Origin of the sequence: uncultured Rikenella sp. (genome assembly GCF_910579375.1) — a bacterium.
Classification (GTDB): Bacteria; Bacteroidota; Bacteroidia; order Bacteroidales; family Rikenellaceae; genus Rikenella.
In genome coordinates this window covers 19,517-30,674 of sequence record NZ_CAJTUJ010000013.1, presented here as the reverse complement: position 1 = coordinate 30,674, position 11,158 = coordinate 19,517, and the positions used below count along the sequence as shown (strand labels likewise).

At 49.5% G+C, this 11,158-nt stretch carries 11 protein-coding genes; 2 read left to right on the top strand and 9 right to left on the bottom strand.

Features of this window, described 5'->3' with window-relative positions; translation table 11 throughout:
• Positions 1–1,055: 1,055 nt before the first annotated feature.
• Entirely contained in the window at positions 1,056–1,790 is a 735-nt protein-coding gene (locus QZ302_RS02705; protein WP_294592190.1) for a YebC/PmpR family DNA-binding transcriptional regulator, read from the bottom strand.
• Positions 1,791–1,950: 160 nt separating this feature from the next.
• Here QZ302_RS02705 and QZ302_RS02700 point away from each other — a divergent pair, with 160 nt between their 5' ends.
• Positions 1,951–3,240: a DUF2851 family protein gene (locus QZ302_RS02700; RefSeq protein ID WP_294592188.1), complete on the top strand. Its 1,290-nt coding sequence runs from the start codon at positions 1,951–1,953 to the stop codon at positions 3,238–3,240.
• A gap of 1,032 nt (positions 3,241–4,272) precedes the next feature.
• On the opposite strand, the gene QZ302_RS02695 is transcribed toward QZ302_RS02700, so the two are convergent.
• From QZ302_RS02695 to QZ302_RS02665, 7 genes are all read right to left on the bottom strand, one after another.
• The gene (locus QZ302_RS02695) at positions 4,273–4,407 is read right to left on the bottom strand and encodes a hypothetical protein (protein WP_294592193.1); all 135 of its coding nucleotides are present in this window, start codon (positions 4,405–4,407) and stop codon (positions 4,273–4,275) included.
• Between the two features lie 109 nt (positions 4,408–4,516).
• Positions 4,517–4,969 carry a hypothetical protein gene (locus QZ302_RS02690; RefSeq protein ID WP_294592186.1) on the bottom strand — a complete coding sequence of 151 codons (453 nt, stop codon included), beginning with the start codon at positions 4,967–4,969 and terminating at the stop codon, positions 4,517–4,519.
• Between the two features lie 29 nt (positions 4,970–4,998).
• On the bottom strand, positions 4,999–6,288 hold the full coding sequence (locus QZ302_RS02685; protein ID WP_294592184.1) for a leucine-rich repeat domain-containing protein: 1,290 nt from the start codon (positions 6,286–6,288) through the stop codon (positions 4,999–5,001).
• A 44-nt stretch (positions 6,289–6,332) separates the two neighbouring features.
• Positions 6,333–6,644 (bottom strand): hypothetical protein, encoded by a 312-nt coding sequence (locus tag QZ302_RS02680; protein ID WP_294592182.1) that lies wholly within the window; start codon positions 6,642–6,644, stop codon positions 6,333–6,335.
• Positions 6,645–7,063: 419 nt separating this feature from the next.
• Positions 7,064–7,339: a hypothetical protein gene (locus tag QZ302_RS02675; protein WP_294592180.1), complete on the bottom strand. Its 276-nt coding sequence runs from the start codon at positions 7,337–7,339 to the stop codon at positions 7,064–7,066.
• 161 nt (positions 7,340–7,500) lie between these two features.
• Complete coding sequence (locus QZ302_RS02670; protein ID WP_294592178.1) at positions 7,501–8,460, bottom strand: Fic family protein; 960 nt, start codon at positions 8,458–8,460, stop codon at positions 7,501–7,503.
• 359 nt (positions 8,461–8,819) lie between these two features.
• The gene (locus tag QZ302_RS02665; protein WP_294592176.1) at positions 8,820–9,338 is read right to left on the bottom strand and encodes a GNAT family N-acetyltransferase; all 519 of its coding nucleotides are present in this window, start codon (positions 9,336–9,338) and stop codon (positions 8,820–8,822) included.
• A 51-nt stretch (positions 9,339–9,389) separates the two neighbouring features.
• Here QZ302_RS02665 and QZ302_RS02660 point away from each other — a divergent pair, with 51 nt between their 5' ends.
• Entirely contained in the window at positions 9,390–9,833 is a 444-nt protein-coding gene (locus QZ302_RS02660; RefSeq protein ID WP_294592173.1) for a hypothetical protein, read from the top strand.
• A gap of 75 nt (positions 9,834–9,908) precedes the next feature.
• Here QZ302_RS02660 and QZ302_RS02655 read toward each other — a convergent pair whose 3' ends face one another.
• On the bottom strand, positions 9,909–11,111 hold the full coding sequence (locus QZ302_RS02655) for a site-specific integrase (RefSeq protein ID WP_294592170.1): 1,203 nt from the start codon (positions 11,109–11,111) through the stop codon (positions 9,909–9,911).
• Positions 11,112–11,158 lie beyond the last annotated feature (47 nt).

Genomic DNA, 11,158 nt, shown 5'->3' with positions numbered 1-11,158 from the left:
TGCTTTTTCGACCCTTTAGGGTCGCCGGCCTTGTCGCCCAGCGGCTTTGCCGCTCGGGGGGATGGACGACAGGCCGAAACCAACAGAATGGGGCTGAACCTTTGGTCGTGCTTTGGGCTTTGCTTTTGGCCGGGCTTCTGCGGCTCTTTGAGCCGCGCAGTTCGCTGCCACCCCATGCGGCGGACTGCAACTCGTCGGAGCTCGTTGCACTCACCGCTGACGGCGCACAGCTATAGGCTGAGAGCGAATAGCTCAGTCCCCGTGTCAACGGTCGGCCCGCAGCCCCTGGATGCGGAGGGGACACACAGCGTCTTTTACTGGCCGCCTCAGTTTAATATTCGTTCTCCGTTAGCTTCGGCCGAAAACGAACCCGGCAGATTGGTAATGAATTGGGCGACAGGCCGAACCCGACAGCTTTGGGCGGTGAACGAGGTGTTGCTCTTGCGACTCGCAGAGTCGCGCGGGCCGGACGCCCGGGAGGCCCGCAACACGCCGCTTACGCGTCGAGAGTTGCGGTACCTCCTGGGCCGGCCTGCCATACAGCGCGCTTTTACTCAATAGATAGATAGGGGTATTCACTTGTGATTCGGGTCGGAGCCAGCGTGGGCCCAACGAGCATCGCGACGTTGCGGCCCTACGCCTGGGGTGGCTTCGGCCCGCGCGGCTCAGAGAGCCGCAGTGATGCAATTTAAATGCAGGGTTGGGTGGTCGGTTACTCAGGGTTGTTCCAGTCTCTTGCCCACCGTGGGCTCGCGGCCCGTTTATTCCGAGAGGCAGCGCAACTGAAGACCGTGGCCACGGCCGTCCACGCTGCTGGGGCCGAGGTTCTGTGTGCCGAAGTGCAAAAACACGCCGTCAGTCCCGCTAAGCTCAGACGACCAACTGTATCCGTAGTTGCCGACGTACGTCAAAGCGCCCAATCGCCCATAAATGCCCGCGTCGCGGAAGCCCGGGGCGGGGTTTCCATTTGCCGTAAACAGAAATGGGCCTGCATCTTTTCGATAAGATACAAGCCCACATAATACATATCGTTGAAAAAGAAACGCGCGAGAGAACTATTCCTCTTTCATATTGTGGTAGACCCGCTGCACATCCTCGTCCTCCTCGAACTTTTCGAGCAGCTTTTCGATCGACTCCCGCTGTTCCGTCGTCACCTCCTTCTGATCCGTCGGAATCCGTTCGAACTCCCCGCTCAGAATCTCGTAACCCTTCTCCTCCAAGTAGTTCTGAATCTTGCTGAACGAATCGTACGCCCCGTACATTACAATCTCCTGTACCCCCTCTTCGTTCTCTTCCGCAAACACCTCGTCCACCCCGTAGTCGATCATCTCCAGCTCGAACTCCTCCAGATCCAACCCCTGCGGCGTCTTGATCTTGAACACCGACTTGCGCTCGAACATGAAATCCAGGCTCCCCGTCGTCCCCAGCGAACCGCCCGCCTTGTTGAAGTAGCTCCGCACATTGGCCACCGTCCGCGTGTTGTTGTTCGTCGCCGCTTCCACCACGATCGCGATCCCGAACGGCCCGTAACCGTCGTACTGGATCTCTTTGTAGTCCGTATCCGTGTCTTTCGAGACCGCCCGTTTGATGGCCCGTTCGATGTTGTCTTTCGGCATGTTTTCCGACTTCGCCGTCTGGATCAGCATCCGGAGCCGCGGATTGGAGTTCGGATCCGGCCCGCCGGCCTTCACCGCGATGACGATCTCCTTGCCCAGCCGGGTGAATGTTTTGGCCATATTTCCCCAGCGTTTGAGTTTACGCGCCTTGCGGAATTCAAAAGCTCTTCCCATAATATCGAATTTCGGTGATACTGTGTATTTTTCGTGTCGCAAATATAGGGGATTTCCGGCGAAAAAGAAAGCGAGACTTTCGTTCCGAAACGCTATCTTTGGAAAACAATGCCGCTCGGAGGAAAAGACCGTGCGGCGGACGGTTTTAGCGAAACAATTTATGACCGAAAATCAAACAAGGAGCTTTCTGGCGCTCGTGTGGGGCCATCGTCTGTTCCGGGACGATCAGTTGGAGGTCGGGGAGGTTGGCGAATGTGCCGTCGAGCATCCGGGGTATGCTGCCGAAACGGCTGCCGATTCCGATGCGTCGATCCCCTCGCCGGATTTCGCACAGGCTGCCGTTCGGATCGGAGCGACGACGCTTTACGGAGCGGTGCGGGTGGATGGTCGGGCTTCGACGTGGCGCGACGGGGGACGGATGAGCGATCCGGCTTTCGACAGCGTAGCTTTTCACGTGGTGGGCGAACGCGATCGCGTGTTGGTGCGGAACGGGCGGGAGGTGCCGACGCTCGTATTGAAGCCCTCGGAGGGGCTGGTCGGCTGGTACGCCGAATCGCTTGCCACGGCCGCAGAGGGTCGGGGAGGAGCGTGTGCCGAGTTTTTTGGCGGTCTGGCCGGGGTGGAGCAGGGGCAGATCGTGTCACGATTGCTGGCGGATCGGTTGCGACGCAAGACGGCCGAGGTCGAACGGTTGCGGGCCGATTTGGGCGGAGATTGGGACGAGACGGCGTATGTCTGTTATCTGCGTTCGCTGGGGATGGGGGATCAGAAACGTTCTTACGAGGCGTTGGCGAGGTCGATCCCTTTGCGTTGTTTCGTCCGTTGCGGAGGCGATGTGCGGCAGGCCGAGGCTTTGCTGCTAGGGCAGTCGGGCTATCTGAGCGGGGTGTTTGAGGCGGAACCGGCCGTTCGGCAGTGGCAGGATATCTATTTGTCGCTGAAAAAGGAATACGGGTTGTTGCGACCGGTGGTGTCGTGGGCCGGAGCGGGCGTTCGGCCGGTGTCGCTGCCTTCGACGATGCTGCTGAGGGCGGCGGCGTTGCTGGTTCGGGCGACACAGTTGTCGGAGCGGGTGCGCGAGGCGGCGATGCAGGGGATGACGGCGTTGCGCGAGTTGTTCGGAGGGGCGGAACAGGGGATGAGCGTTCAGAAGGTGGATTTGCGGATCATCAATTTCGTGATTCCGCTGCTGACGGCGATGGGGCGTGCGACTCGCGACACGGGGTTGCAGGAGCGGGCGTTGGTGCTCTACGACGAGGTGGCGCCGGAGTCGAACCGCTATACCCGGATGTGGGCCGGAGCGTTTCGGCCGGAAAGCGCGTCGGACTCGCAGGCGTTGATTCAATTGAGTACGGAATATTGTGCTCGGGGTCGGTGTGCGGATTGTCCGGTGGGGGTGTTGCGGGCGGTTCGTCTGTGGCGCGGGCTGAAGGGAGTGGGCGTTAAGTGAGGGGGCGATAGGTTGTGTCGGGGAGCGTTCGGATCATTCCGGCCTCTTAACCCACCGCGTGCGCGCGTTCCCGTTTATTCCGAGAGGCAACGCAACTGAAAACCGTAGGCACGTCCGTCCGAACTGCTGAAGCGGAACCAAGTTCCGCCAAAGCCCAAATTCAGGCCGTTGGTGTCGCTTGCCGAGGAAGACCAACTGTAGCCTTGTTCGCCGATGCTCAGCAGGCTACCCGCCAGGTTGTGGCGGTAGCCCGGGGCGGCGATGTCGACAGGGAGTTGGTTGATTATTCCGATGTCCGGGTGAATTTCGGTTTAACTCCCGGTTTAACTTGGGGTGTCCAAAGCCACGAAAATCAGCCGCGCAAAGCACAAAAAAAGCGCCTACATGAGACTGTAGACGCTGATCTTAAGTGGTGCCACTCGGAATCGAACCAAGGACACAAGGATTTTCAGTAATTAATCGATAGCCTATTTTAAGACCTGGTAATCACTGTTTTACCTTTTACTTTCAGCGTTCTGGTGAAAACATTTGAGAAAACAAGACGGGTTGTCTTCTGTGGGGTGAATGATTTAAATTAGGTTATTTCTGTTGCAAGGGGGACTTCCGGAGAAGATCACCATAGCTTGTACTCTATCACCTGAGTGATTTTTACAAATATACAAATAATCAATTTGTTATATGCAGAAATATTGCACCGGTTTTTCTCTATGGAGACCCTATGGAGAGTGTTTCGCCGTCTGCGGGTGAATAAAATAAAACTGTAATCGACTCTAAGTCATCCTGTTAGACCTCCGACTACCCATAGCCGGATGGAGATAGTCTCTTCATTGTGTTTTAACGTATTAAAGGTGAATTATTTAAGAGCATAGAACCGGATGACCGGCCCCAACCTCAATTTAAAAATAACAAGGCCAAACCTCGTTAAGGGGTTATTTTAGTCTTAGGAGAATAAGGCTTCTGAGTGGTCGACCAAAAAGAAAACCCCATTCCACCGAAGCAGAATAGGGTTTGTTGAATTAATGATGGCTGCAATCAGTCTAAATCGCATGCCTTGACCACCACAATCTTTCCATCCTGAGAGAAAACCAATTCGCCGTTTTCACGTTTTTTCTGTTCCACCAGCTTCTGGTATGCCAGTTCGATCCCTCGGAGTATCTTTTCTTCCATCTGTTGTACTTCAATCTCGCTCATAGATTCAAAGATAGCGAAAGTTATTGATGTAAAAAAAGAAACCCCCGCGCGCCGAGGGCGCTACGGGGTAGAAATTTAGAGCTGCTTACCTATACATTGCTTTGAGCAACCGTCGAATCTTGGTTCTAAAGGTGAGAATGAAATCTATTTGCTGTTTTGGCGTTAATTTCGCTTCATCCAGAGAGTGCCGCAACGTATGTAAGTCAGCACTCTTCAACGATATCATCAAGTAACAACAAGCCCAACAAGAATCATCTACAGGTATATTATAATCATCTGCTATTTTTGCCGCAGTTTCTCCAATGCATGCAGGACCAATACCTGAGATTTTCAAATCCTCTATTTGCTGGTATAAATCGTTGTAGTCTTTAGCCTGTGATAATCGATCTCTATGGCTCCCTATGATCTTATTCCACTGTTCCCGCACTTGCTTGGGCACCCGGCTAAGAGGAGAACGCAATGTTTGAAATAGGCAAATCGTTCTGTGCTTACTGAACTTGTCGTATTCTTCGATTAATTTAATCCATTGTGCTTTCATTTGTTTCACCATTTTTAGAATTTGACAGGTTAATGAAAATACACAACCCACCCTTTCCTCTTAGCAATCACATAATTACCTGCGTTCTTTTTATCGATCTCCAATACGCCCTGCTGCGACTTGACAGGTGGTAAATCGAAATAAATTTTGTTCATGGCAACTTCGGATAATTGATTGATATAGCACTCCAACCTTTCCAACTTCGTACATCCGCTCACATCTAATGAGGTCAGTCGATTATTCCAGCAATCCAACTTTTCCAACTGCGTACATTTGCTGACGTTCAAGGAGGCTAGTTGATTTTCACCGCAATCCAACTTTTCCAACTGCGTACATTTGCTGACGTTCAAGGAGGCTAGTTGATTTTCACCGCAATCCAACCCTTTTAACTGCGTACATCCGCTCGCATCCAGCGAGGTCAGTCCATTGCTACGGCAGCTCAAAGATTTCAATTGCGGACATTGGCTTACATCTAATGAGGTCAGTCGATTCCAAGAGCACCACAAATATTCCAATTGCGGACATTGGTTGATATCCAGCGAGGTCAGTAGATTATTCCAGCATTCCAGCTTTTCCAACTGCGTACATTTGCTGACGTTCAAGGAGGTCAATAATAGATTGTCCTGGCACTCCAATTCTTCCAACTTCGTACATCCGCTGGTATTCAAGGTGGACAATAGATTACCTTTGCACACCACAGTTTGCAATTCTGTTTGTCCGCTGACATCCAACGAGGTCAGTAGATTCTCGCCACAATCCAGCTTTCTCAATTGAGGACAGTTGCTTATATCCAGCGAGGTCAGTAGATTGTGGCGGCAATCCAAATATTTCAATTGCGAACACCCGCTGATATCCAGCGAGGTCAATTGATTGTAGCGGCAATTCAAATATTTCAATTGCGAACAGTTATCTAACAAAAGAGAACTGCAGGCAATGGCACTATTTACATTGAATAAGGTGACACCCCCTTGACCAAACACTTTGACTTGATACGGCCCTCCGTATTCATATTTATGGGAAAAAGCAGGGAAACTATAAACATCAACATCTTCAGGTACTTCTTCAAGTTGCGGCATCTGCATATTTTCCTGCTTGGTACCGTCACCCCAATCGATGGTAAATGTTCCGGCTCCGGCGACTCTAAAGAAAAATGGGCCCTGACCGATTATATTTTCAATTGTTAGCTCAATCCCCCACGGCGGGCCATTAGGATCAGGATTGCTGTTGTCATTAAAATCGTCGCCGTTCTTGTCTTTTTTGCAAGACCAAACCATAACAGCCATTAAGGCTGTTATGGTAATTAAAAAGTATTTTTTCATGATAAGAGTCTGTTGAATTTGATGATTCAAATCTTACTTTGCTATTACTTCCATGCAGATAGTTCTATAATGGAGTCTTGTTCAAGAGTATGCTGTGGAGTAAATTGTTGCAAATGATCTGAAAGTCTGTACAGTAGATCATTTGTTCCTGTAGAAGTGATAAGAAGGTCTTTCTCGCAGCGGTAAATTGTCAAGTTGAAATTTGGTGGTAGAATTTTCTGAATGGTTGCTGTTTTCCCGTTTTGATCTTGAAATTGGTTGTAAGTTGTTTTTGTTACAGAGAATTGTTTGTGGGTTGATAAATCCTCCAAGCAAAAGCCTGTCCCGTTTGTGTTAACTACGAAATAATAACACATAATTTTGGTAGATTTTTCGCCCCTCCGACTCCGTGGAAAGACAGGGTGTAGAAAAAAGAAAGTGTGGAGTCGTTAGTTTATCTGGATAGAGGTTCTGGAATACCCTGAAACAAATAAACAATACCCCACACCTGTATAGATACGACGTTCAGAACGAACAAATCGTAAGCATACAAGTGATTGAGTGTTTTGTTATCCTTGTTTCAGTTGAAATTTTCCAGATTTCTATCCAAGGACAAAAGCTAAACACTTTCATCGAAAATATGTCCGCCGAGATTGCTCCCGACCTGACAAAGATAGAAAATGTTTCGCTCCGAACACTCTTTTGGGGTATTGTGAGGGCAAAGGTCGCCCAAACTTTCCAAAATTCCGCTATTGACCGGAAACTATGTTCGCCGTAAGCTGGAGATATCGGCTTTTCACTCGCCGCAGATTTGGGCGATGACCCAGTCCATATAGACGGCTTGACCGCTTGTAGTTCGTCCCCACCACCGGCAACCGTAATCCTCGATAACCACCTCGCCATGTTCTGTAAGTTTGACAGCCAACCAGTCGCTCACCAACCACCATTCCAAAACCTCGCAACCGGCATCATACAGCGATTCACACTCCAGCTTACCGCACTGGATCAACTCTTCGACGACGGAGGATTGGGGATACAGCACATGAATCTTCGTTAAAGTTTCTCTATCCATAAGGCTCTCTGTTTAAAGTTCTCGGAACCTGAAGAGTGTCTTAGGATTTAACGAGTTGTGCGTATAGTAAATAGATAATATCTGCAATCTGTTTTCCCACCAACCGACGGGGAGGGTAGCTAAAAGGAGTATCCTTAAGCGCGCAATATATCTGGTAGATATCAGCGAATAAATCGATATTGAGTCGTTCTGCCAGTGCCGATACGTTCCAACACACCCGTTTCGACCGCTGTAGCAAGATCGCGGCTGGCTGTTGCAGAAGAGATATCTTTGAAATAACGCAGGTAATCGGCGCGCGCAAACCGGTCATTCTCTGCCAGCATCCGAAACAGGTCGATTCGTTCCGCGGCTGAAAGCGTGATGTTCTGCGTTTGTAACAGCTCCTCCAGCGAATGGTCGATAATACCGAGCATGAACTCCACGAAAGGGGTCGAATGGCCTGCATTGTCCGACAACTCCAATACGCGGTAATACTCCTCCTGCTGCGATTTGATAAGCGTCTCGATTGGCACGTATTCGAACACCGGATTATGCCGGCTCAACAAAACGGTATGCCACAAGCGTCCCATACGTCCGTTGCCGTCCAAAAACGGATGGATATACTCGAATTCGTAATGAAAGACACAGCTTTTAACCAACATCAGATCCGGATCGGTTTTCAGATAATGCAACAGGTCGTTCAACTGTGTCCTGACTCTTTCAGCCGGTGGAGCCAAGTGGGTAAGCTGTTCACCTTTGACGATACCCACAGAACTTCGACGCAACTCGCCGGGATGGTCGATCAGTCCGTTCATCAACAGTCGGTGGGCCTTGCAGATCGATTCAATGCTGTACGGTTTGAACTCTGCCAAACGGTCATAGGTCGTTATGGCGTTCTGTACCTCTAGAATATCTCGCCGTGGAGCCACAACCCGTTTATGGTCGAGAATCGCCGTAACCTGATCGATAGTCAGGGTATTGCCCTCCACAGCCAGCGAAGAGTGGATCGTACGGATGCGGTTTCGTTTCCGCAGTTCGGTAGGCGCTTTATGCAGATAGGCTGCTTTGACCTCTCCCAACTTTTCCGAAATGGAAGCGATCAGGTTAAGGATAGTGGGGTTAATCGTATAAGGCGGTTTCACGATCGTATCATTTGATAGTATCAAAGATAGAAAAAGAATCTCGAAACCGTATCGGCAGTCTGTGTTACGGGTCGGTAATAGATAGCTGCCAGAAATTTTTTTGATTCGGAAATGGACTTTGTCTAGAGCGGTTCGGTTTCCCGCTCGGAAAAAGTTTCTATATAATCCAACAGAGAGAAGGACCACATAAGGTTTTTTAATGAGATTCTCTTTTATCGCACTGCGAATATACAGGAGATTGTATTGTCATATAATCGGATGGGGATCCAAGAAAAGAGTTTTTTCATTATATATGTTTTCCCATATTGGTAAAACATCTTAGAGCGGCATCTGTTGATATATTTGGAATACTTACTTATTTATACTAATGTTTTTATCATAAATATTTCCATAGAAGAATGCCCGGTATTGCCCATCTTGTGATCGAGCAATTCAAACCCTCGTTTTTTATACATCTCTACAGCAGTGGAAAACAGGGCTATGGTTTCGATGTACAGTTGACTGTATCCGGCATCCCGGGCCTGCTCGATAATTATATCCATAAGCTGTCCTCCGAGTCCGCAACCGCGTGCAATCGGCATAATGTAGAATTTCACAATTTCAGCACATCCCCGTGGGAGTCCTTCCGTAGGATAATAGCCGCAACCACCTACCGCTTTCCCTTTATAATCAATAACCCAATATTCCGCCTTTTGTTTCTTAAAAGATTGATACAAACAATCGGTGGATGGATCATCATAAACGCTGTCTTTTTGCGGCCCAGAGTATTCGTCAATCACCGCGCGGATAAATCGTGCAATGTCGGGATTATCCGACTCTACCATGCGTCGGATGATAAAATCTTCTTTTGGGGGAACACAGGCGTGTTTATTGACCATATTTTCTTAAATTTGAACACAAATGTATCAAAAAAAGAAAACCCGACAACCGTGAATGCTCAACCCAAGGCCAAGCGCCGCTCGATGCCTGTGTTCTGGCAGCTGCTCCGAAAGGCCAAAAACACGTTCGACAAACAGCTCGACAAGACCAACCAGATTAAGTTCCGGTGTGTGGAGCGTGTGGTAGGTGTAGATGCTTCGGACGTCGAAAAATTTTGGCTGACTTACAAGGATCAGGTGGATTCGCTGCTGGACAGCAAACGGTTCGAGAGACAGTGCGAAGAAAAGGGTCTGACGGCTAAAATCGTAGCGGAACACATCGTTTTTCTGGGCAATGGAGCGGTCAGACGGGTCAGGGACGAGGGGGTGGATTGTCTGGGTAGCGAGATTATGCTTTACCAAGAGTCGTTTACGTCAAACAAGCTGGAAAGCGTTATCCCGTCCATCACGAAAGACTCGTCCTCCACGCAAGAAGAGGATAGCTCGGCGGCATAACGCCATCTTATCCGTGAAAAAACAAGAGGACACCTCCAATCACCGGGGATGTCCTCTTTTTGCATTGATAGAGCCTTACAGCAGATGTTTCATAGCCTCGTCGATTTGGGTGTTTTCGAAGCTGTCGAGGTAGATTTGAGTTGTCTTCTCGGAGCTATGGCCCAACGATTCACAAATAATCGAGGTGCTCACACCCTCACGTTTCAGCACCGTCGCAAAACTGTGACGCGCGACGTAGGTGGTCAGTTTGACAGGTAGTTGCAAATGTTCGCCTAACTGCTTCAATGCGTTGTTTACCTTGGTGATGACCTTGTGAAGCCGGTTCAGTCTCATCTGCTCGGTTTTGTGGACTGAGGAGAGGATGGGAAACAGATAGTTGCTCCCGGTGTGCTTCCATGCTTCTAGAGCGGATAGAGCCTCGCTGCTTAATGGGAGGTTTATTAGCTTGCCGGTCTTTCGCCGGGTGTAGATCAATCTGCCGCCGACGATGTTTTTTGAGCTTAGATAGGCCATGTCCACGAAGTTGATCCCGCCCATGAAGTAGGAGAAAGAGAACAGAGAGACGGCCAATCGGGTGTAGAAATCCTTGTCCTTAACGGGATAGTGGATGATTGCCCTTATCGCCTCTTTCGGGATGGCTCTTTTGGCTGTGGCCTTGTGCAGTTTGGAAACCTTGTAACTCGCAAAGGGGTAGTATTCTTTCTTTACGATGCCTTTTTCGATGGCTAAATTGTAGATCATCCGCAGATTTCTGAACCGGATGCCAATCGTGTTTTCAGATTTCCCCTGCTTCCTAAGCCACGTTTCATATCGTCTTAACCAAGCCACGTCGATGTCAGAGAAAGGGATATCCAGCGAGGAGGAGAATGCCGATAGAGAATTGAACGTTTGCCTGATGGAGAGCATATAGCCCGTCCGATTCATCTCCGCGAGGTATTTCAGGTGGGCTTGGAACAATTCTCGGACTGAGACGGATTTATCGCGGTTGTTGATCTTCTGCACCAGAGATGTCGCCGTAAACTCTTTGCGGTCTGCCTTTAGCTCGACAATCTGAGCTTTTACTTCGCCTATCTTGTTGGCAATCAGCCTTTCGAGTTGCTCTCTGTTGGGGCAGTTGGATTTGGGTTGATTTTTGGAGAAGTCCCAATGCTCCGGCTTGGTAGAAACACCGAGGTTTACATACCGGATCTTGCGGTCTTTGGTGATTCGGATTTTGAGGGGTAACTCTCCGTTTTTCAGTGGTTTGTACTTGTAGCAAACCAGTTCTACGGTTGTCATTTCGGTTAAAACATTGGAGAAAACAACCCCGTGTTTTTCGCCTGTTC

Excerpts from the sequence above, each read along its gene's own strand:
- QZ302_RS02705 (WP_294592190.1), bottom strand. The coding sequence starts at position 1,790 with ATGGGAAGAGCTTTTGAATTCCGCAAGGCGCGTAAACTCAAACGCTGG.
- QZ302_RS02700 (WP_294592188.1), top strand. The coding sequence starts at position 1,951 with ATGACCGAAAATCAAACAAGGAGCTTTCTGGCGCTCGTGTGGGGCCAT.
- QZ302_RS02695 (WP_294592193.1), bottom strand. The coding sequence starts at position 4,407 with ATGGAAGAAAAGATACTCCGAGGGATCGAACTGGCATACCAGAAGCTG.
- QZ302_RS02690 (WP_294592186.1), bottom strand. The coding sequence starts at position 4,969 with ATGAAAGCACAATGGATTAAATTAATCGAAGAATACGACAAGTTCAGT.
- QZ302_RS02685 (WP_294592184.1), bottom strand. The coding sequence starts at position 6,288 with ATGAAAAAATACTTTTTAATTACCATAACAGCCTTAATGGCTGTTATG.
- QZ302_RS02680 (WP_294592182.1), bottom strand. The coding sequence starts at position 6,644 with ATGTGTTATTATTTCGTAGTTAACACAAACGGGACAGGCTTTTGCTTG.
- QZ302_RS02675 (WP_294592180.1), bottom strand. The coding sequence starts at position 7,339 with ATGGATAGAGAAACTTTAACGAAGATTCATGTGCTGTATCCCCAATCC.
- QZ302_RS02665 (WP_294592176.1), bottom strand. The coding sequence starts at position 9,338 with ATGGTCAATAAACACGCCTGTGTTCCCCCAAAAGAAGATTTTATCATC.
- QZ302_RS02655 (WP_294592170.1), bottom strand. The coding sequence starts at position 11,111 with ATGACAACCGTAGAACTGGTTTGCTACAAGTACAAACCACTGAAAAAC.